Annotated in this window: 14 protein-coding genes; 3 read left to right on the top strand and 11 right to left on the bottom strand. The window is 52.9% G+C overall.

From position 1 onward, the window contains the following. Positions 1-57: 57 nt before the first annotated feature. The 3 genes from ACFSR7_RS20535 to ACFSR7_RS20525 all read right to left on the bottom strand — a co-directional run bounded on the left by ACFSR7_RS20535 (position 58) and on the right by ACFSR7_RS20525 (position 5,226). Positions 58-1,761, bottom strand: a complete 1,704-nt coding sequence (locus tag ACFSR7_RS20535; protein WP_378164827.1) for an extracellular solute-binding protein — start codon at positions 1,759-1,761, stop codon at positions 58-60. Positions 1,762-1,883: 122 nt separating this feature from the next. Beyond that, a complete protein-coding gene (locus ACFSR7_RS20530; protein ID WP_378164825.1) occupies positions 1,884-3,524 on the bottom strand; it encodes a response regulator in 1,641 nt (546 codons plus the stop codon). Further along, a complete protein-coding gene (locus ACFSR7_RS20525) occupies positions 3,517-5,226 on the bottom strand; it encodes a sensor histidine kinase (RefSeq protein ID WP_378164823.1) in 1,710 nt (569 codons plus the stop codon). Before ACFSR7_RS20525 ends, ACFSR7_RS20530 begins: the two co-directional genes overlap by 8 nt. A 518-nt stretch (positions 5,227-5,744) precedes the next feature. On the opposite strand from ACFSR7_RS20525, the gene ACFSR7_RS20520 reads away from it, so the two are divergent. Then, positions 5,745-8,261, top strand: a complete 2,517-nt coding sequence (locus tag ACFSR7_RS20520) for a hypothetical protein (RefSeq protein ID WP_378164821.1) — start codon at positions 5,745-5,747, stop codon at positions 8,259-8,261. A gap of 326 nt (positions 8,262-8,587) precedes the next feature. Here ACFSR7_RS20520 and ACFSR7_RS20515 read toward each other — a convergent pair whose 3' ends face one another. The 6 genes from ACFSR7_RS20515 to ACFSR7_RS20490 form a co-directional block, all read right to left on the bottom strand. After that, positions 8,588-10,180, bottom strand: coding sequence for a response regulator transcription factor (locus tag ACFSR7_RS20515; protein ID WP_378164819.1), 1,593 nt, complete (start codon positions 10,178-10,180; stop codon positions 8,588-8,590). Further along, on the bottom strand, positions 10,177-11,979 hold the full coding sequence (locus ACFSR7_RS20510; protein WP_378164817.1) for a sensor histidine kinase: 1,803 nt from the start codon (positions 11,977-11,979) through the stop codon (positions 10,177-10,179). Before ACFSR7_RS20510 ends, ACFSR7_RS20515 begins: the two co-directional genes overlap by 4 nt. A gap of 69 nt (positions 11,980-12,048) precedes the next feature. Then, positions 12,049-13,767 carry a type 2 periplasmic-binding domain-containing protein gene (locus ACFSR7_RS20505; RefSeq protein ID WP_378164815.1) on the bottom strand — a complete coding sequence of 573 codons (1,719 nt, stop codon included), beginning with the start codon at positions 13,765-13,767 and terminating at the stop codon, positions 12,049-12,051. A gap of 73 nt (positions 13,768-13,840) precedes the next feature. Then, a complete protein-coding gene (locus tag ACFSR7_RS20500; RefSeq protein WP_378164813.1) occupies positions 13,841-14,737 on the bottom strand; it encodes a carbohydrate ABC transporter permease in 897 nt (298 codons plus the stop codon). Positions 14,738-14,741: 4 nt separating this feature from the next. After that, positions 14,742-15,632 carry an ABC transporter permease gene (locus ACFSR7_RS20495; protein ID WP_378164811.1) on the bottom strand — a complete coding sequence of 297 codons (891 nt, stop codon included), beginning with the start codon at positions 15,630-15,632 and terminating at the stop codon, positions 14,742-14,744. 217 nt (positions 15,633-15,849) lie between these two features. Further along, positions 15,850-17,835 carry a beta-galactosidase gene (locus ACFSR7_RS20490; protein WP_378164809.1) on the bottom strand — a complete coding sequence of 662 codons (1,986 nt, stop codon included), beginning with the start codon at positions 17,833-17,835 and terminating at the stop codon, positions 15,850-15,852. 117 nt (positions 17,836-17,952) lie between these two features. Here ACFSR7_RS20490 and ACFSR7_RS20485 point away from each other — a divergent pair, with 117 nt between their 5' ends. Further along, a complete protein-coding gene (locus ACFSR7_RS20485; protein ID WP_378164807.1) occupies positions 17,953-18,795 on the top strand; it encodes an AraC family transcriptional regulator in 843 nt (280 codons plus the stop codon). A gap of 156 nt (positions 18,796-18,951) precedes the next feature. Next, on the top strand, positions 18,952-20,097 hold the full coding sequence (locus ACFSR7_RS20480) for a Gfo/Idh/MocA family protein (protein WP_378164806.1): 1,146 nt from the start codon (positions 18,952-18,954) through the stop codon (positions 20,095-20,097). A gap of 37 nt (positions 20,098-20,134) precedes the next feature. Here ACFSR7_RS20480 and ACFSR7_RS20475 read toward each other — a convergent pair whose 3' ends face one another. Both ACFSR7_RS20475 and ACFSR7_RS20470 read right to left on the bottom strand, forming a co-directional pair. Further along, on the bottom strand, positions 20,135-21,040 hold the full coding sequence (locus tag ACFSR7_RS20475; protein WP_378164805.1) for a helix-turn-helix transcriptional regulator: 906 nt from the start codon (positions 21,038-21,040) through the stop codon (positions 20,135-20,137). Next, entirely contained in the window at positions 21,037-22,044 is a 1,008-nt protein-coding gene (locus ACFSR7_RS20470; RefSeq protein ID WP_378164804.1) for a zinc-dependent alcohol dehydrogenase, read from the bottom strand. Before ACFSR7_RS20470 ends, ACFSR7_RS20475 begins: the two co-directional genes overlap by 4 nt. Between the last annotated feature and the right edge of the window lie 37 nt (positions 22,045-22,081).

Raw genomic sequence — 22,081 nt, 5'->3', positions numbered from 1 at the left:
CCGTATGACTGGATTAGAAAGGGGGTAGATGCCGGCCATCTCCCCCCTCCGCCCATCTTATTGCACCGACTTCTTCCAATCGGCGATTTCGCTCGTGATTTGATCCCCGCCAAGCTTCTTCCAATCGGCCACGAATCGATCGAAGTCGTCCAATGGGACCGCGCCCATAATGATTTTCGTGAATTCTTCCAATTCCATCTTTCTCAAGGTGCCCCACTTGTCCGTCATCGTCGGCGTCGTACCGCCGAAAAATTCCGTCGGTTTATACAAGTTGTTTTCCAGGTAGTACGCATCGATGCCCCACGTCGGATCTTGCAGGCCGAAGATCATGGACCAGACCCACTGGGATTTATCTCCACCGTCGTACTTGACGATGTTTTCGTAGATCGTTTTCTGACCTGCGTCGAGCGCAGACGGGTCCTTGTTCGTAAGGGCTTGATTGACCGCTTTGAGCGTCTTGTAGTTCTGGTCCATCGAACCCGCCTTAATAACCGCATCCTGGAAGTAGTGCGAGGTATCGTCCTGATATTTTGGTTTTTCAGTCGCCGCGCTGGCTCCATACAGCTTTTCCGTAAAGAAATTCAAAAGCTTCACGGCCGCTTCCGGATGCTTGTAGCCTTTGCGAACCACGTAAAACGATTGGGTGCTAAAGTCCACGCCCGGATGTCCCGGTTGCCCATCGGCCGTCGGGATGGCGAACGGTTTCCATTCTGCGTCCGGCTGGCTTTTCATCAGGTCCATCATCGTAAACACGCCTGCCATGTTTGAATAGAAGAGCCCGACTTTGCCGGCCGTCAGATCCTCGTTGGCTTTGCCGAAATCCTTGACGCCGAATTCTTGATCGATCGAACCGGCTTTATACATTTCCGCCAGCGTACCGAGTACCGATTTCATCTCCGGTTGAACGCTGCCGTATACGACGTTGTTCGAAGCGTCCTTCACCCAAATACCGGGGTAGGCGCCATAACCGTTCGCCAAACCGTCTATGCCGAAGTGAGCCGCCAACGACTTGTTCAAGCCGAATCCAAACGTGTCCGCGCTCCCGTTGCCGTCGGGATCCTGGTGCGCGAAGGCATCCGCGATTCGAAGGACGTCGTCGGTCGTCTTCGGTTCGGGCAAATTCAGCTTTTTCAACCAATCCATGCGTACGTACAGCATCATCAGATTGTCGATGTCGCCCAGGGTGTATGGGAGCGCATACAATTTGCCGTCGAAGGAAGAGGCGTTCAACGCAATTCCGTTCTGTTGTTCCATCGTCTGTTTGGTCACGTCGCTGGCGTACTGGTCGTATACGGCGCTCAAATCCTCGATTTGCCCCGCATCCACGAGTTGTTTCAGCTGCGAGCTGTTGACCAGCGCCAGATCCGGCAAATCTCCGGAGGCGATCGTAATGTTCATTTTTTGCGCGAACGGCGAACTGGAGATGTCCCCGCCTTCCGCGACCCACTTGTAGCTCACTTTGATGCCAAGCTCGTTTTCATAGCCGCGCGTCCAGTTGTTCATTTCACGCGTGTCGCCATCCACTCGCTTCAGGCCGTTTTGATCGTCGCCTGCGGCCGTCAAGGTGATCGGCGGATCGTATTTGCCAAGCGGATCCGCTTTCGCCGCAGGCGATGTTGCAGCTTCCGATGCAGCGGAGCCGGCCGTCGCGGACGGCGCCGCGTTGTCGTTCGATTTGGATCCGGCGCTGCAAGCGGACAAGGCAAGCATCGATCCGATCAGCACGAATGGAATGAGGCGATTCTTTGCTTTTTGCTTCATTTTTTGTTCCCCCACTGAGAGTTTGAGTTGCTCTTGCATTCCGATTATAAGCGCACAGACGAAACGCAAACTATTGCACAATCTCATTTCCGAATGAAACTTTTCTGCGGAACGAACCTTTCTCAAGATGGCGATTTCCGCTCTCGGAACTCGCTCGGCGTCAACCCCATCGCCTTTTTGAATATCCGGTGAAAATATTGTTCCGAATTGAAGCCCGTCGCTTTAGCGACGACTTGCACGGTCCATTCCCCTCGTCCGAGCAAGTCCGTCGCTTTGGCAATCCGCTCTTCATTGACGTATTCGACGATTCCTTTGCCTAACTCGGACCTGAAAATTTTGGACAAATAATTAGGCGAATAGCCGAATACTTCGCTTAGCTTGGTCAGGGACAGATCGCCGGCAATGTTGCGTTCCACGTATCGAACGATATCCTTGGTCAAATCGGCGCCTCCTGTCCAGACGGATTCGCGATGTTCAAAAAAGCGGTTGGCGACTTCCGCAATGCAGGCAAAACGTTCCGGCCATCCGAGGAATTGGTCGTATTTCGCGAGCATGCCGAGATCGATTTTTTTGGATAGCTCCAAATACAGGCCGTAGTGGTTGATCTCCGTCAACAGCATGGTCGCTAACCGGTAATAGATTTCGATTCGCGTGTTTTCGGATAGCAAGGGCAGCTTCTCGTATATCTTCATGAACTCTCCCAACTGCCGGAAGTATTCATATCGCTGCCCGTTCTCCAGATACAAGGAGAGATGCTTGAATAGCCCGAATTCGGACTTCATCCGATAGTCGTCGTCGGCTTCCGGCCGCCATAGGCCGTCTTCTGCAGCGTGATCGATCCATATTTGCCCTTTTGCCGATCCGTAAGCGGATTGCAACAAGAGCTTTAGTCTTTCAAAAACGACGGGCATCTGCTCCCAATGCACCGTTTCGTCGGAGAGCGCGAAAGTTACCGTATGTTCGATCCATCGCTCGCAATCTTTCTGAATCAACTCGAACGTCCCTTGGACATACGTGGCCGGCTTCAAGGTGGAAAGGGTCGTACGCTCGCCGGGTTGGAGCATCCACAGCACCGTATCCCCGTCCAACGAAACGGACAGGATGGGAAACGATTCGCCGAGATGTTCTTCCGCGATGTTCTGCAAAGCGTAGACGATCAGAGCTCGGTCCCGCGCGAAATAACCGGGATTCCAGGAATCGATTTTGCCAAGCGCAAGGAGGATCGGCTTGTCCGGGTCGATGCGAATGCCAAGTTCCGCGAATTTCTCCGCCCGCTTCCTGCATGCCGACGGATCCCCCTTGAGCAGCAGCTGCACATATTCTCTGCGGATGACGGGGAGCGTGGAATGGAGCTGCCTTTTCGCTTTTTCCATCGCTTCTTCCATCGAGGATTGTTGCTCCAGCGATTTGACGGCTTTGTCTACGGCGCCCAGAATGGCTTCGTCGCCCTCGGTCTTCAGAATATAATCGACGCCCCCGCCGCGCATGGCTTCCTGAATATAACGGAAGTCGCTGAATCCGCTCAGGAATATCATTTTGCATGTCGGCCATCTGGCGAGAATTTGCTTCTGAAGTTCGATGCCCGTCATCACGGGCATCATCATATCCGACAGAACGATATCGACGCGAATGCCGTCTAGAATGGTCAAGGCATCTTCGGCGCTGTCCGCAACATAAACCTCGAATCCGCCTTGCCCCCTGAACAATTCGGCCAGCCATTCTACGATAAACGTCTCGTCATCCACAATGAGCAGTTTAATCATCTTTTGTTTCCTCCCCGAGCGGAATGAGAATATCCACCTGCAAGCCGCCAAGCTCGCTTCTCGATAACCTTAATCCGCCTTCGCCTCGAAATTTCAATATCAGCCTTCGATGTACGTTGAGCAGCGCGGTCGTTTCGACGCTATTGCCGGAAAAGGCAAGGCGCCTTTGAAGACGCGTCAATTCGTCTTCATCGATCAAGCCGTTGTCCATCACGGACATGACGACTTTTCCGTCCTCCGCTCCGAAATGAATCGCCAGTTTCCAGTCCCTGTTTTTGTTCCGGAAACCATGCTGAAAAGCGTTCTCGATGATCGGCTGAACGATCATTCGAGGCACGACGGCATTTTTGTGCGTATCGGCCAGTTCGTCCACCTGAATCTGCAATTTGCCCGAAAATCGAATCATTTGAATTTCAGCGTAGGCAAGCGCGTGGTTCAATTCCGATTCCAGCGTCTCTTCATCCGAATCGTTCCGGGTGATATAGCGGAAATATTGACTTAACAATCTGCTGATCACCGCTGTTTTGTCGGTATTGCCTGCTTCGGCCATCCGTTGCAGGATAAAGAAGCTGTTATACAGGAAATGAGGATTGATCTGCGATTGCAACTGCTTCAGCTCTGATTGCTGGGTCCGCATCTTCTGCTCGTAGTTCTCATGAATCAATGCCGAAACCTGGACGACCATCCGATTAAAATGCTCGTAAAGATAACGGAATTCGTCATCCTGTTCCCTGGAGATCCGAATTTCGAGGTTGCCTTTCTCCACTTGGCGGAGACCCGATATCATTTTGCGCAACGGCTTGTGAATCAAGCGATAGATCCAATAGGCAAAGACAACGACGAGAACCGCGGTCAAGATGGCCAAATATCTCACCCATTGCCGGTAAGTATAGGCTTGCCCCAGCAGCTCCTTTTCCGGAATCTGCATGATCAGCCAAGCGTTCATCGCAGGTATTTCTTCCGCGAAGAAGGTGAGTCCGTTTGCCTTCCAATGCAGATTTCCTTTGGCGACGCTATTCATAATTCCGTCTTTTTCAATCGCCGGCCCTTCGCCGATTTGCCATCGTCCGTCCGCGTCGATAAGAAGGGAAACGCCTTGCGCAACCTCGCCAAGCTCGGCCAATTTCCTCCTTAAATCGGATTCCGATAGTTGGATTTCGAAGAGAGAGCTCAAAGGCGCATTCTCTCGAGAAGGAACCGCTATGCTCGAATATAATTTGTCGTTCCATATGTAGATCCGCTTGCCCGCATTGCGCCGGAAATAATCGATCTCCCCTTGCGACGGCGGCTCCTCAAAGCTTTGGGCCGTGATCGTCTTGTCGATCATCGGAATATAGACGCTTACTTCCTGAACGATCCGGCTCGCTCTTTCCAGCACCGCCAGTTTTCCTTGCAAATTGGCGAGCGACTGGCGTATCTCATTCCCGCTCAGATGCGGCGCAATAATGCTTAAATTTTCCAAGTCATTATCGAAAATAGACTGCTGCTGCCACATGTTGATCTGATCGATTTGCGATTGGATTTCGTTTCCGTAAAAGTGCAGGTGGGATTGGGCGGATTGTTCGATGTCGATACCGATTTTGTTCATTCCTGCATTCAGGATTGCCCATCCTAATGAATAGATCGGAATCGACGTCAGCAAGAAGGCCAGCACGAGCTTGGGAAAAATGGATTTGAATCTCCACAATGGCCATCGTTTCACTCCTGTTCCTCCACTCAAGCGCCTTTTTATTGTCGTACCTTGTCAAAATATGATTATAAGAGCACCTAGATTATAGATGCTCCCATGGAGGAGAACAAATGTAAAATTGAGCTTTGTCAACGAAACAATTCAACGATCTTTTGAGATGTAAATCCGATTTGTTTCATTCCGAAGTGAGATTGTGCAATAGTTGGCTTATTCTTTGCCAGCTTATAATGGGAGTGCAAACAAATTGAAAGCGCATTCATAAAAAGGAGACGACACTTATGAACAATCATGCTTCAGTTTTACGCCGGGTCAGAATCGCCTTTATGAGCTTTTTTAGCCTCGTTTTATTTTGCGCAGGAATACAGGTTAGCTCTGCCACTTATGTTGCGACCTATTATATCGACAATCGAACGGGTTTCGGCTGCAACGACACAGGTGCAGGAACTTCTACAAGCGCGCCATGGTGCTCGTTTACCCCAGTCAATAATATGAGCAACGGGTCCAGCATCCCGGCGGGGACGCAAATTTTATTGGCAAGGGGGGCCAGTTGGAATCAAGAGCTGAAGCTGGTCGGGAACGGCACGTCAAGCAACTGGAATGCGGTGGGTGCTTACGGTACAGGCGCAAATCCCAAAATTTTGCGCAATAACAACGAAGCAGACCGCGGAATCCGGATGGTCAATCCATCGTACTGGCAAGTCAGCGATCTGGAGGTCGGCAATGCAGGAAATGGCATCCTCGTCTATTTCGATACCAAATCGCATCAAGGGCTGAAATTCTCGAACTTATATTTGCATCATAACGCGGGCATCGACCGGGGAAATACGGCCAGCAGCTTGGCGGATCATATTTATTTTTCGGCGGGGATTAATTTCACCGGACACTTTACCAGCATGGCGTCGAACGAATATGCGGTAAAAGATATTACGATGAACGACATCGAAGGGACGCATAACAACAACACCATCAATTTCGATTGGGAAAACGGCAGTGCGCCGGGTTCGTGGCCGGCGCCGCAAACGGCGCAAAACATCCATATGTACAACTTGTACATGCACGACGATGACGGGGCGGGACGATCCACGAGCTGCAGCAATTCATTAGGGTTGATCGACGTCTCTAACGTTAAGATCATCAACGCGAATTTGAACAACGAGGCAGCTTGTTATGCCTCGCAAGGAACCGCCGCCGTTTTCTTCGGCCTGGTCAGCAATGTCGAGATCATGAACAGCATGGTCACAAACACGCCGGAGACCGGAAGCAACGACCAAACCGCGTTCGACTATGAAGTGGGAACGAATCAAGTCAATATCCGCAACTCGTATATCGCAGGAAACGCTGGAGCGGGCATCGAAGTTCTCAACATCCATTCAGGCGTTTATTATACGAACAGTACGATCAGCGGCAATGTATTCGAGCAAAATAATAGCAGCAATCATTTCGGATCTTCCGTCAGTTCCATCTTGGTTTATGACACAAAGTCGCCTACGCCTACCGGCACCATACGGGACAATTTGTACTACGAACCGGGGAGAACGTTCGCATCGGCTAGCGGCGGCGCCTCGCTCAGCGGGTTTACGCTGTCGAACAACAAGTCCATCAACGCGTCGTCCAGCCTTTATTTTTCCGCCAAAGACTTTAACGGCACCCAAGGCGGCAACGGCTGGTCCTACCAATCGTTTAACGGTTCTTCCTGGAGCAACCTGGCCTATTACGACTCGGCGAATAAAAGCTGGCAACCGTCTTCCTCGGTAAAAATCCCGCAGGTCACGCCATTCAACGTCGCGCCCGACAGCTGCTCCGGCTGCAAAATCGCTCGCGTATGGACAGCGCCGTCGACCGGGGTGGTCAGCATCCGCGGACGGGTGCTCAAAGCCGATCTCGGCGGCGGGGACGGGGTTACAGCCAGAATTACGAATAACGGAACGCGAATTTGGCCTGCATCCGGCGACCAGTCGATCGCCTGGAACGACGACTTCGGTGCCGAATCGAATCTGGATAACGTATCCGTATCGGCTGGCGATGTGATCCGCTTTGAAGTTAACCAAAATACGAACAATGCGAACGATTTGACGAGCTGGGTGCCGTCGATTGCCTACACGTCTATCGGTACGGCGACAAACGCTTTATCGAATGCCGGATTCGAAGCGCCTTCGACTTCAACGCTTCAATACGGACCGATGACGAACGGCTGGACGTTCGATGCCAATGGCGCGGGCGTACAGCGCAACGGCAGCATCTTCGGGGCCGCTTCGGCACCGGAAGGGGTGCAAACGGCGTTCATTCAAAATGTCGGTCAGATCAGCCAAGCTTTGAATTTCACGGCCGGAACCTATACGGTCGGCTTTAAAGCGGCCAAACGGACGAGTTTCGGAGGGACCGAGTCGTTTGACGTCTATTTCGACTCGACCTTAATCGGATCGTTCTCGCCGTCGTCGGGCAGCTTCACCTCGTTCACGACCAACAGCTTCACGGCAACGGCAGGCAGTCATACGGTCAAGTTTGCGGGAACTGCCTCTTCAGGGGACAATACGGCATTCATCGACGATGTTTCCATTTCATCCGTAACGGGAACGAGCTACCAGGCTTCCATAGGCTATAGCAGCACGCAGGGCTCGAAAAACTGGGCCTATCAATACGGGAACGGCAGCTCGTACGCCGACATGACTTGGGACGCCACCAACAGCCGCTGGAACAAAAGCGGAACGTTCAGCATCGTAAGCGCCAACTGGCAGCACCCGGATGCCGGTGCCGATTCGGTAAGAAAATTCACGGTGCCGCAGACCGGCAGCATCACGATTACCGGAACCGTCAAGAAACAGGATACGTCCGGCGGAGACGGCGTCAACGTAAAAATCATGAAGAACGGTACCCAAATCTGGCCTGCCAGCGGCTGGAGAAGCATCGCCTATAACGACGGTATAGGCTACAGCGTGAATATCAGCACAACGGTTACGGCGAGCGATACCCTATTATTTATCGTCAATGCGAACAACAGCGTTTCTTACGATTCCACGGAATGGGATCCGGTTATTACGTATAATTGAATAGGGTATGGATCATTGTAATAAAAAGGCCGCCAATTATGCTGTTTCATTAGCAGGAGCTTGGCGGCTTTATATTTCTGATCGTTTCGGCTAGTGCCGCAGTATGAAGGGGGGGTTGTCAAAATCTGAGACAACAAATTAACGCCGGTTTTGAGCAGATTGAAGGATTTGATGTCGTACTGCAGCAACAACCCCGCGGCCAAATACATGGCGGCGGGGCTAAATAAGATGCCTAATGCTGGAGGGCTATGGCGACGAATCGATTCCGCAGTTCACCGCACTCCTTGCGAGACCTTAAGAGAGAGCGGCTGATCGCTCATCAATAGTCATTTCCAATGGTAATCTCTGTATTCCTGAGGCGTCCGCCCCGTAAACTTCTTAAAGAGATAGGCAAAGTACGCCGCCGTCTGGAATCCTACCCGTTCAGCCACCTCATAGATTCGTATCGTCGGATCCTGCAGCAGTTCGATCGCTTTGTTCATTCGGGTCTCCTGGATGAACTCCAACACCGTCTTACCCGTCTCCTTTTTGAATAGGACGCTCAAGTAGCTGACATTAATGAGATGCAGCTCCGCCAGATGCTTGACCGTCACGTTTTCGTGCAGATGCTCCTCGATATAAGCCTCGATTTTGCGAATCAGATGATGCTGCTGGTTCACCTGCTCCGTCCGTTCGGCTGCTGCATAACGACCGATATAATCGAGTACCATGTCGCGAACCGAGGATGCCTGATTGCTGTCGATCAACCGCTGCATGACATTTACGTTCCACTCGGACGCAGAAGTATCCGTTTGTTTCTGCCTCCGCATGAGCTCGCTGATCAACCCGATCCCGAACGCTTGGATGTAGGAGAAAGAGTGCCGCGTCACCAGCATGTCGAACACGTTGCGAGCGTATTCAAGAACTTCGGTCGCGTCGTCCGACTCCGCCAGCATCCGGACGATCTCCGGGATATACTCCTCCCTGACCCGATAATCTTGGTAATCCGTCTTGTCTAACCGATCCTCATACAGCAGTTGACCGCCTTCGATTAATCGTGCTCGCGCAATCATGAACTTCGCTCTCTTATAGGCAAGCGAAGTCTCGTCCCACTCTGCGAATTTGTGACTGATGCCGACCGTGACGGTCGTACCGTACTGTTCCTCCATGAAGCGCTGGATGAAAGCAATCTGCTTCTCCATCATCGCTTGGGTCTCCGGCGTCGGATTCAGATGCAGGGCGAGAACTTCGTCCGCGCTGATTCTGGCTACGATGACGGAAGCGATATCCGACAGGCCTACGCTGACTGCTTGTTGAAAACCTACGCCGCGGATGACCCGGTCTCTGGCGTCCAGACCACCGTCCATGAAGCGATCGTATCCGAAGACCGCAATGCGTATGCCGCCGGTCAGGCTTGGCAATTCCAGCAACCGGCTCCAGGATTCCATCATGCTGCCGGCTACTGCCCCCTGTATCAGGTCATGGGCGAATCGCTCCTTCACGGCAATGAGACTATCCGATACTTTCTCCTGCAGCTCGTTCGTTTCCTGCTCGATGCGACGCCTTTTCTCGATCGCGATGCGAAAAGCGCTCAGCTTGGCTTCTACTTCCTCCACTTTAATCGGCTTTAGCACGTAGCCCTGTGCCCCAACATGGATCGCTTCCTGCACGAACTCGAACTCATTGAAGCCGCTGATCATCAGCACCTGAACGGAAGGATCCGCTTCCTTGCATCGGGCGACCAGCTCGATTCCGGTCATGACGGGCATGGATACATCCGTAATCAAAACGTCTACCCGATGCTCGCGCATGATACGGAGCGCCGCATCCCCGGACAAGGCCGATAGCGGCTTGGCATACCCAAGCAATTCCCAATCTACATGACGGAACAGTCCCTGAACCTGCATCGGCTCATCATCCACGACGAGTGCTTGTATCATGCGTCCCCCTCCTTTCGAATTTCCGGCCGTTCCACGCACGCCGGTATCTCAATCGTTACCCTGGTCCCGAAGCCCTGCTCGCTGTCGATCGCAAATAGGCTCTCGCTGCCGAAGTACAGCCGAAGCCGCTCGCGAATGTTGGCTGTGCCGAAGCCATTGCCTGAGCCAGTCCGCTCTCCTCGTTCCAGCGCTGCCTGCATCTCCGGGGGAATGCCCACGCCGTTGTCCTCCACTTGGAATCGGATGCGATGTCCGATGCATCTCGCCGAGATGCGGATGACAGCCTCCGTCTTGCTCGTAATCGCCCCATGCACATAACAGTTCTCGACGATCGGCTGAAGGAGCAGCTTGATTGTATAAAATCTTGCCACATCGGGGTCGATATCCCATTCGATGCGCACTAATTCCGGGTATCGAAGCTGTTGAATCTCCAGATAAGCCTGCACATGCTGAAGTTCCTTCTCGATTTGCGTCACGTTAATCGCATTATCGAGCGCCAGTCGGTAGAAGGTCGTCAGCGCATCGATTGTGCGAATCTGCGTCTGGTCGTTCAGATCCATTGCGCGCCACCTGACCAAGCTGAGCGAGTTATAGATGAAGTGGGGATTGATCTGCGCCTGCAACGCGCGAAAGGATTGTTCCCTTTCCTTCAGCTTAACCTTCGCCATATCCACAACGAGCTTCCCTAGCTTGCTCGACATCGAATTGAATAAGATCTCCAGCTCGCCCAGCTCGTCTTTATCCCGGTTCATGACCGACACGGCGAATTCTCCCTCCGCAATATCGCTCATCCGGTTGCCCAGCTTGCGTATGCGCCATACGACATTTTTCATCACCGTCATGACCATGAACGTGGACAAGAACAGAAAGAAAACAATGCACCCGATAATCCCGTACAAGATCCACTTCGACTGGCGTTCCAGCTGATCCAAATGGATGACGGCAGCGACGCTCCAGCCCGAGCCGATAGACTGGACATAGTATTGGCTTCCGTCCATCGCCGCGCCGCCTCCGCCGGATATCTCCTCCGCTAATTCGCGGATCGGCGACGGCCCGATCGGCTTGCCGATCCGACCTCGGTCCGTTGCCGCGATGACTCGGTGCTCCGCATCCAAGATATACAGCTCTCCCGCGCCGTTAAACGGCTTCTCGGTCAAGCTGCCGAAGACGGTATTGTAATCGAGCTGCAGAAAGACCATGCCCAGCCCGGTACCGCTGGCGGCAATAATTTTGTGTGTGATAACAATGTCCTCCGACCTGCCCGGCACGTTGATCCAGGCGGACAAATCCTTCGAATCCAAGGTCTGTTTGTACCATAACGACTCGGACATGCCCGCAAGCATGCGGTCTTCCGGCTTCCAAAGGAGCCTGCCGTCTTGCACGAGCGTCGGATTCGTATGATAGATGCGAAAGTCCTCGATGCCCGGCATATACTTGCTCGTAGACAGGAAAGCCCGGTCGAAGTATTCGACCGTATTCAGTTGGTCGTACATGTCTTCGTATTCGCGGGACAAACGGGCAACCAGCTCTCCGTCCATGGCTGTTCGGACGGCCAGCAAGTCGTACCCCTGCTTCCGGAATTCGATATTCTGGGCCGTCTGCCGTACTGCTTCTTGAATCGTGACCATATAATTGCTTCGTACGCTCTGAAGAGCGAAATAGCCTGCGGCGATGCCGAGTATGATTGTCGGCACAATCACGATGAGGCCGAATAGCAGCAAGATTTTTCCTCGAAGATGAAGCGTGCTCGTGATCCTGATGGTGATTCTCTCGATGAACCTCAGCAGCAACGCTGCCACCTCCGATTTTGTGGACGCAGTTTAAACGGCAAAGGGAGCAACCCCTTCCCCGGGATTGCTCCGATCGCTCTAGAATTCGCCGCTCGTGTCGACAAGCGCTTGATAAGACTCCTGCCACTCTTTCTTCAATTCGCTCCAGTGCGCACGTTTCTCCAACGCGTCACGGAACGACTGCCAATACGCTTCGAATTGCGCGTCGTTCTTCGCCAGGATCAGCTTGGCACGATATTCCTTGCGCAAATTCTCAAGCTCCGGTCCGTATTTCTCCCACAGACCGCCCTGCTTAGCCGCTACGGTATCGTAAGCGTGCGCTGTACGTACCCCGCCCATCTCGCCGATCGCTTTGGAGAATTCTTGGTTTTTCGCTGCGCCGGCGACGGTCGTCTCGTTGTTCCACCACGGATACCAGTCGTTATTGTACGATGACAGCATATACAACTCCGGCGTTACCGTCGACTTCTGGGCAGCATCGCCCGAGTTGCGCGGTCCGGCGTATGCTTCATCGATGTACTTCCATTTGCCCAGTGGCTGGTCGACCCAATTCCAGTACAAACCTGCGGGACCTTCGTTGACGACTTGTTGCTGCTCTGCGACGGGCTTAAGCGTGTAATCGATGAATTTCAAGATCGCTTCGAGATTTTTCGTATTCTTGTTGATGTATACGTCATAGCCCGGATATGGGTTAACCACTTGATTGAATCCTGTCGCCTCGACACCTTCTACCTTCGGGAAAGGAATCGGCTGGTAATACCATCCCGGCTCCGTCGGTCCGTCGAGCGTCTCCCATAGCGTCTGATCGACATTCCAGAAGGAGCCGACGTTCAATGCCGTGCGGCCGTTCTTGTTCTTCTCCTTATACCGTTCCTTCTTGTCCGTCACGACCTCGGGGTCGATCATTTTTTGCTGGTACATTCGGTTCATCCATTGATAAGCTGCCTTATACTGCGGGTCGTCGTAGAGAAGGACGAATTCGCCGTTCTTCTTCTCGACGGGAATGACGCCGCTAGCCGAACCCGTCGTGACGCCAAATGCGCTAAGCACCGCATTCTCGTCATTGTAGCCCACCGTATCGTTCTGATCCATCAGGAAGCCCATCGGATTCAGCAGCTTGCCGGAAGCGTCCTTCAGCTTCGCCGCCTTCGCGAGGAACGTCTCCACGCCTTCGAGCGTAGCCAAGTCGTTCAGTGTCATGCCCGCTTGCTCGACGATGTCGGTGCGAACCAGCCATGTCGTGGAAGCCCAGCCCGGCCAGGGCTTATCCGGATTCTGGTCGAACCAGGTCGGAATCGACCAGATATGGCCGTCCGCGTCGCGCATCCGATCCAGATAGACCTTCGGGATCGCTGCCAGATTCGGATATTTATCCGGCATGTCGAAGTACTGCTCCAGCGACATGACCTTGCCCGAGCGATTCATCGCGTTCTTCACGGTCTCGCTGCGGCTGAATACAGCGGCGTCCTTAAAGCCGTCCGTATTCATGCGGAGGTTCAATGCGGTGATCGCATCGCCCTGCGTCGCTTCCAGCTTCACGTCTACGCCGGGCTCCTTCTCTCGCCAATACTTCTGAACAAGGCTATCATTGTTGATCGTCGCCGTCCAGCCGAGCCATAGATCGAAAGCTAAAGGCGTACCTGCGGGTGCTTTACTGCCTTCGCCCGAAGCGCTCGCGTTGCTATTTTTCGTACCGTTGTTATCCGGCGAGCCGCTCGAACTCGAGCATGCCGACGTGAACGTCAGCGCCAGCGTCAGCATGCCGGCCGCCAAGCTTGTTGCCCTACTCCTCTTCATCGTGGTGTATCCTCCCCTAATTTTCCGAATGATGCGGTATATATGATGTTGCCTTATACCCGTGAATGGGAGATCAGCCTTTGACCGATCCGATCAGCACGCCTTTGACAAAATACTTCTGCAAGAACGGATAGACGCACAAGATCGGCAATGCACTGACCATAACGACTGCCATCTTGATCGACATAAGCGTAATATTCTGCATCTGCGATCCCCTGGCCAACGCTTCCTGGTTGGAATTCGATCCTAGTACCGCCGAGAGATCGGAGGCTTGCAGCAATTGCTGCAGGAACGTCTGCACCGGGATCAACGACTGATCGGTGACGAAAAAGGCTCCTGCGAACCAATCGTTCCAGTGACCGACGGCAGTGAACAAGCCCAGCGCGGCCAGCATCGGCTTCGACAGCGGGACGATGATCCGGAACAAAATTCGGACCGGACCTGCACCATCCAGCTCAGCCGACTCGATCAGCGCATCCGGGATGCCCTGGATGAACTTCAGCATGACGAACATGTTCCACGCTGAGAACATGGTCGGGATGATGTATACCCAGAAGCTATTGACCAGCCCCAAGTTAAAGAGTTGAATATAGAGCGGTACCAATCCGCCGTTGAATAGCATCGTGATGAGCACGTAGCTTAACAATCCATTGCGCAGCGGCAGCGACCGGTAGGACAATCCGTACGCTGCAAGTAGCGTGACCAGCAGTCCTGCAATTGTCCCCAGGATCGTTCGGCCGATCGTAATGAGGTAGGAATTTCTTATTACCTCGTTGCCGAGCACGATCTCGTAATTGATGAGCGTGAACGATCTCGGCCATAGATAGACGCCGCCCTTCGCCGCATCGGCGCCTTCATTGAGCGAGATCGCCAGCATATAGAAGAACGGATAGAGCACCGAGAGACAGAGCAATGACAGCAAGGCAACGATGACGACTTGGATGACCTTTTCGATACGCGAGACTCTCATCCGATCACCACAGCCCTTCGCCGTTGATTCGCCTGGATAGCTGATTCGTTGTGAGCACCAGGATCAACGCCAGGATCGATGATAGCAGTCCTACGGCGGTCGCCATGCCGAAGTAGCCTTGCTGCAAGCCGCTGCGGAGCACGTAAGTGTCCAATACGTCCGCAACTGCCATGTTCGCCGGGTTCATCAGGGGATAGATCTGGTCCATTCCGACCGAAATTAAGCTTGGGATGCTGAGGATTAGAACGATCGTAATCGTCGGCATGATGCTGGGCAGCGTAATATGGCGAATCTGCGCCAGCTTGCCAGCCCCTTCAACCTTCGCCGCTTCATAGAGCTGCGGGTCGATCGTCGTGATTGCGGCCAGATAAAGAATCGTATTCCAGCCTACTTCCTTCCACAATCCGCTTCCGACGATCATCGGCCGGAACCATTGTTCCGACCCCAGGAAGAAGATCGGTTCGCCGCCGGCCTTGGCGATCAGGTCGTTGACCAATCCGCCATCCAGCGTCAAGAACGACTGAAGAATGTAGGCCACTACGATCCACGAGAAAAAGTGCGGCAAGTAGCTGATCGATTGCACGAAACGCTTGAATCCCGAATGGGTGACCTCGTTGATGAGAATCGCCAGCAGGATCGGAGCCGGAAATCCGAAGATGAATTTCAATACGGAAATAAACAGCGTGTTGACGACGACAACCCGGAACTGCGGCTCCTGCAAGAATGCAAAGTTGTCGAAGCCGACCCAAGGGCTGCTCCAAATCGAAGCGCCGATCTGAAAGTCCCGAAACGCGATCTGAATGCCCGCCATCGGGACATAGTTGAACAGAAACAACAGCAGCACGGCCGGCGCAATCATGAGATACTGCCAACGGTATTTATAAAGTCTGCCCACCAGGCTCCCCCCTCTGAGCTCTATTTTACGGGGCTGAACCGAAGGGAACCATACAACAAACGTTGGTTATCTATCGTGAATATTAGATATATCAAAGCATGTCGCCAAGCGAACAAGCAGCTGACACGCCGCCATCGAGACTTCTGCCGACAGAGGTAAAAAGCCGTCCCTCAAGGTATTCCGCCTTGTGAGACAGCCCTTTGAATGGCCGCTGAACTTATAAAGCTAGAATATCTACGCCCAGAGCTGGCAGGGTTATCTTCTGCTCCGATCTCTCGCCCGTCAACAAGCTGCGATAGGGAACCTCAAGCGCAACCTCTCGTTGCTCATTCGTCAAATTAATCAGGAACAGAAAGCTTTCCTCACCCTTCGTTCGAATCGACAGCTCGACACCATCCGGCAGTTGGAGCCCGGGCGCCAGGTCCTTTTCATTCAATATGCCTTCGAATAGCCGATAAAAATACGATGGTTCCGGCCAAGTACCAACATAATACACTTCCCCTTCACCAAGCTTATTGAGCGTAACCGCCGGTACACCTTCGTAAAAGTCGCTGTCATACCATGCAATTGGTTCTGCTCCTCGCAGTTCCAGCAGATCGCACCATTGTTTCACTGCGAATGTCTGGCCCTCCGCATTCCGAATCCGATGCTCACTGTCGCCGATTGCATCATATTCACTAACGACAACACCCGCTGCTTCCGCCAGCAGTCCTGGCAGAGGCAGCATCTCGCATACATTTCTCATGTTCTTGACACCTGTCCGGTTGGTGAGGACGACCGTGCCGCCCCCGGCTGCGAACCGCTCCAGGCGCTGCGCGACTTCTTCATTTAACAGAAAGAGAGAAGGGACAATGACCAGCTTGTAGCCATCGAGCTCCTCGGTCCAGTTAATTACGTCCGTACCGACACCCATTTTTAAAAATGCATGATGCATAGCGGACAAGTTATCTATATAATGCATTCCCCCCTCCGCCTGCGCCTGAAGGGAAAGCGCCGTATGCTGATCATGCGAATGCAGAATCGCAACCTGTGTAACGACTGTCGAGCCTGCTAATCGTTCTCCTACCTGATTTACCTCGCGAGTAAGCTCCGCGAACTCCCTGAACCTGCGTCCGGGAACATTGCTATGGTCGATAAGCCCGTGCCAGAACTGTTCGGCTCCGACGGCAGCGCTCCGCCAGCGGAAATGGACGACCATATCGGCGCCGCGGGCAATTGTCTGCCAGGAACGAGCTCGAATCAGTCCGGGATACGGGGTGCGTTGAACCGGCATCCAGCCGCCCTGCGCGCCGCTAAGCTGCTCCATTACCCAGAAGTTGCGGCGCTTGATGCCGCGAACCAAGTCTAACGACAGTGCTCCGTTGCGCGGAAACCGATCGCCATAATCTCGGTACAGCTCGTTCGGATAATAATCGATAGAGGCGAAGTCCAGCTCTTTGTAAAGCTCATAATAGTCCAGGCTATTCGGATATTGCCACATGTTATGCGTCACGAATTGACCTGGACAGTTGCTGCGCAGAATTTCAAGCTGCCATCCCAGCAGATAGCCTACGCTGTCCGAGCAGAACCGCTTGTACTCCAGAAGATAGGAAGGATTCATCATTTTGCTGGTACCTATCGGCGTCGTTATCTCTGCCCAACTGCTGTACCCCCCGCCCCAGACGACCGTGCCCCATTCCCGGTTCAACTCTTCCAGCGTGGAATAACGCTTCTGCAGCCAAGAGACAAACGCACGATTGCACGTATCGCAATGACATTCCTGGTAGTGCATCTCATTATCGATTTGCCATCCAATGACGGCGGGATGCTTCGCGTATCGCCGTGACATCGCTTCAATAAATTTGGAGCCCAACATTCTCAGGGAATAGCTGTTGTTGCAACGATGTCCTCGCACGCCTGGCCGGATTATTCGACGTTGCTCATCCATTGGCAGTACATCCGGATAACGGGTTGTCATCCAGTTCGGCGGCGTATTGGTAGGTGTGCATAACACGATCTCCATGCCACGCGCGGCGAAAACTTCTATCGCCGCATCCAACCATTCAAAGCGGTAATCCCCCTCGGTCGGCTCCATTCGACTCCATGCAAACTCCGCCATTCGCACAAGAGCAACACCGGTCTCTTGCATAAGCGCTGCATCCTTCTCCCATAGGTCAGGCGTCCATTGCTCTGGATAATAATCGATTCCGATCTTGATCGCCATCTTCCGTCCCTCCATTATCCATCAATATATTGCGATTATATGCTATAGTAATTACAGTGAATATCTTAAATAATTAAGAAGATATAACGATATTAAGATAACTGGAGAGTTGGACGAATGCCTCATCCCAACCGCGCTTTTCCGGTCCTATCCGGCCGAGACAAGCTGCTCCCTTTTTATTTGCTTGGCATTGGTCTGCATCATGAACAGGAGCACATCCGCCGAGACATGGGCATTCAGGATTATCAGTGGATTCAATGCCGCAGCGGAGAGGGCAAGCTCAAGCTGGGCGAATCGGAACATATCGTCAAGCAAGGCATGGGCATGTTGCTTTTCCCCGGCCAAAAGCATGAATACTATGCTTTATCGGGGAGTTGGGAAGTCGACTGGGTCATCTTCGATGGCAGCGGGTCAGCGAGCTTGTTTGAGACAGTCGGCATTGCAGAAACATGCGTATTCACGCTCGCATCGCCCGAATACCTGCAAGCCCGAATGCAAGAACTGCTGCAAGCAGCCCTTACGCCGCAAGAGCGAACGTTAAGCAATTACGCCTGCTCCGCTATCCTCTATACTTTGTTGACAGAGATTATTCAGCGCGTCTCTGTCGAGGGCAGCGATACGGTCGGACAACAGTATGAGCGGTTAAAGCCAGTCCTGGACTATATCGACGAGCATTATGCCGAAGAGATTACTTTGCAGACGCTCGCCGGACTGTTGTGCGTCACACCGGAATACTTTTGCCATTTGTTCAAGAACACGACGGGCATTCGTCCCATCAGCTATGTCAATCAGGTAAGGATCAATAAGAGCAAGGAACTGCTGCTCGACAATGTGCAGCTTGGGATGCAGCATATTGCTCATCAAGTCGGCTTCGAATCTGCCAGCTATTATGGAACGGTCTTCAAGAAGATGGAACGGCTCACACCCGGCGCCTTCCGCCGCAGCTATCAAAAGTCGTAACCTATACGCATTACTGTCAGCAATAGAAGCGCATGGGCGAAAACCTGATCAAAGTACAGGTTTTCTAATCGAATGTGTATTCAATTGTCCTGCCTGTATTTTCATAATGAATAGTGAAAGGTGAAAGGCACTTATCACGCAAAGGAGTATAACCCGATGTCCGAACCAAACAAGAAAATTCGCGTTGCCGTCGTTGGATTGCGGTTTGGCGGCGCATTCGCGCCGATCTATCATGCCCATCCCGATGTGGAGTATGTTGGAATCTGTGATCCCGACGCGGAATTGTTAAACCAATACGGAGATAAATTCGGATTTGAACGGAGACATACCGACTTGAAGGAGATCCTCAGGTCCGACGACTATGATGCCGTTCATCTGGTCACCCCTATTCCCCAGCACGCCAAACAAGCAGTCGAGGTTCTTCGTTCCGGCAAGCACTGCGCTTGCACGGTTCCGGCCGCCACAACCATCGAAGAACTGCATGCCATCGTCCAGGCGCAGCAGGAAAGCGGCAAAAACTATATGATGATGGAAACGGCCGTCTATACTTATCCGTTTCTCCATGCCAAACGACTGCTGGAGCAAGGCGAATTCGGCCGTCTGCAATTTCTGCGAGGAGCCCATTATCAGGATATGGAGAATTGGCCGGTCTACTGGAAGGGCCTTCCGCCGATGCATTACGCGACACATGCGGTCGCTCCGCTTCTTTCCATTGCCGGCGCTCGAGCGACGAAGGTCCATTGCTTCGGTTCGGGCGTCATGAGAGATGAACTGCAGCAGCAATACGGGAATCCGTTCCCTGTCGAAACGGCCATCTTCCAGCTTGACAAGCCCAATCTCAGCGCGGAAGTGACGCGCACCTTATTCCATACTGCCAGAAGCTATATGGAGAGCTTCAATATTTACGGCGAACGATCATCCATGGAATGGCATATGGAGGACGAAGATCAAGTCCTGTTCCGCATGGGACCTCTGGAGGAGAACCGCGGGCGATCCATGTCCGCCGAACGGATTCGGCCCGCCGCGAGACCCGATCTGCTGCCGCCCGAGTTGGCGCGCTACATTACGGACCAAATCGATCTCAACCCGGACGATCCCCATCAATCCGTGCTGCAAGGCAACGGCCATCACGGCTCCCATCCGCATCTTGTGCATGAATTCGTGCGCAGCATCGTCGAGGGACGAACGCCGGCTATCGATGCGGTGACCGCTGCCGATTGGACGGCTGCTGGCATTTGCGCCCACGAATCCGCCATGAAAGGCGGACAGGAAGTCGCGATCCCATCGTTCGTCCAACAATAACGCAAACCTCCTTCCACACAGACTCGCCGCAGGCGAGTCAATGCAGATGGCGATCAAGCTCGTTGTTCATCCTGTAAACGTTCCTGAGATATTCGGAAGGCGACTCTCCCATTACCTTCTTGAATACGCGACTGAAATAATAGGGACTTTCGAATTGAACCTCATAGCTGACCTCGGTGATGTTCATCGAGGTTTTTTTCAATAATTCGGCCGCCTTTTGAATCCGCAGTCTCTCGTGGTACTTGGATAGGGCCATGCCGTATTTGGCCTTGAACAAGGTCGTCAAATACCGGTAATTATGTTGGAAATGTGCTTGAATTCGTTCCGTATCCAACTTCTCCCCGCAGTGTGCTTCCAAGAAAACAGCAAGCTTCTGTGCGAGTGCCTCCGACTTATTACGCGGATTTCCAGGCTGGGAATCACGATGCAATCCAAGCAGCAAAGCCATTAGTTCCATGCTCAAATAAAGGTGCTTCAACGATTGAGGAGCATAGTTCAGCGCATTGATCTCGGTTAACCGCTTCATCGACTGCGGCATACCGCCGACCCTGATCGTCTTGGGCAGCAGGATTGTAAAATCATAGTCTCCTGGCGTCAGGATGCCTGGAGCAGGCATCTTCGGCAGCGGCCGCGGAGCGTCCCCCTGCTCCCGCGATTCGGCCCCCCCGCAAGAGTCGTAGAAATGAACCCATACCGTAGACGTGCCGGGCATCGTTCCTTCCCCACCCCAATGATGCTTACCTCTCTTTAGAAAGAGGATTTGGTTATCCCTCAGCAGGTATTCCGTATCTGCTTCGAAGACTTGCAATTGTCCTTGAATACAATAGATCAGCACATTATAATCCGCTACGCGATTAGGATGAATCCATCCCGGCTCTGTCAGCGTCGTTCCGATATCACGGATATATGGATAGTGCATGGCGGATATACGGACTTCGTTCACGAAGACGCACTCAACTGAGTCCAGTCGAAGAGTACGCCCATCGCGGCGGTTCGGTTGGCGGTTAACGATTCGTACGCTTGAACCGCGTCTAATGGAGAGTAGCGATGCGTAACGAGATTCGATGTGTCCATTCGTCCCTGGCCGGCAAAGGTTAAGAATAGCTCCGCCATCTTGGGATGATTCCAGGACTTGTAGTCCATGCCGGCATGAATGCCCTGAATGGATAAAGAGTCGGATACGACGTTTCGTCCCATTTCCTGCAGGGAAGGCGTCGCAGTATCTCCCAACAAAATAATTCTTCCCATAGGCTTCACCAGCCGGGTCGCTTGCGCGAGAACGGTCGGAAAGCCGGTAACGTCGAACACGACGTCGAGCATCTCGCCATTCGTAGCCTTTCCGATCTCTTCCCGTGCCGATAAGGCGTCCATATGCAACGGGCGAATGCCGGGATATGGCGGCACGAATCGCAGACGATCCGCCGCAGGATCGATCGCGTAGATGGTCTTCGCCCCGGACAAATACATGTATCTCGTCACAAGCTGACCCAACAACCCGAGACCGATTATTCCTACCGATTCTCCAAGCTTCAATTCCGCTCTTCTGGCGCCCAACTGCGTTGTTTTGGCTAGATTGATCCATACGCCTTGTTCGTTACTGATTTCTTTAGGCAAAAGGATTGCGTGCGACTCTTCGATCTTGTGATATTGCCTGTGCGGAACCTCCGCGAACACGCGATCGCCTTTGCGAAAGGCTTGAACATCGGATCCGACCTCGATCACTTCCGCGACCATGCTATACCCGGGGCTAAAAGGATATTGAACCCAATCCGCCCAATTCGTATCCTTATCGAATACGCCTCGCAAGCATTGCAGCTCCGTTCCCGTACTTATAAGAGAGTAGACTGACCTGCATAGCAATTCATGGGCTCCGAGCGTCGAATCGATTTGTTTCTTCTTGACTTCGACTTGCTGTTTGTCTGAAAAAACAATATTTAGCGATTCCATCATGCCAGCCTCCCGACTTAGGGGCTCATGTCCCCTC

It is taken from the genome of Cohnella sp. GCM10020058 (genome assembly GCF_042683485.1).
Classification (GTDB): Bacteria; Bacillota; Bacilli; order Paenibacillales; family Paenibacillaceae; genus Cohnella.
This window is presented reverse-complemented; position numbering and strand designations above follow the sequence as displayed.

Coding starts and splice junctions, on each gene's coding strand:
- ACFSR7_RS20505 (WP_378164815.1), bottom strand. CDS start 13,767: ATGAAGAGGAGTAGGGCAACAAGCTTGGCGGCCGGCATGCTGACGCTG.
- ACFSR7_RS20490 (WP_378164809.1), bottom strand. CDS start 17,835: ATGGCGATCAAGATCGGAATCGATTATTATCCAGAGCAATGGACGCCT.
- ACFSR7_RS20470 (WP_378164804.1), bottom strand. CDS start 22,044: ATGGAATCGCTAAATATTGTTTTTTCAGACAAACAGCAAGTCGAAGTC.
- ACFSR7_RS20535 (WP_378164827.1), bottom strand. CDS start 1,761: ATGAAGCAAAAAGCAAAGAATCGCCTCATTCCATTCGTGCTGATCGGA.
- ACFSR7_RS20480 (WP_378164806.1), top strand. CDS start 18,952: ATGTCCGAACCAAACAAGAAAATTCGCGTTGCCGTCGTTGGATTGCGG.
- ACFSR7_RS20530 (WP_378164825.1), bottom strand. CDS start 3,524: ATGATTAAACTGCTCATTGTGGATGACGAGACGTTTATCGTAGAATGG.
- ACFSR7_RS20485 (WP_378164807.1), top strand. CDS start 17,953: ATGCCTCATCCCAACCGCGCTTTTCCGGTCCTATCCGGCCGAGACAAG.
- ACFSR7_RS20515 (WP_378164819.1), bottom strand. CDS start 10,180: ATGATACAAGCACTCGTCGTGGATGATGAGCCGATGCAGGTTCAGGGA.
- ACFSR7_RS20500 (WP_378164813.1), bottom strand. CDS start 14,737: ATGAGAGTCTCGCGTATCGAAAAGGTCATCCAAGTCGTCATCGTTGCC.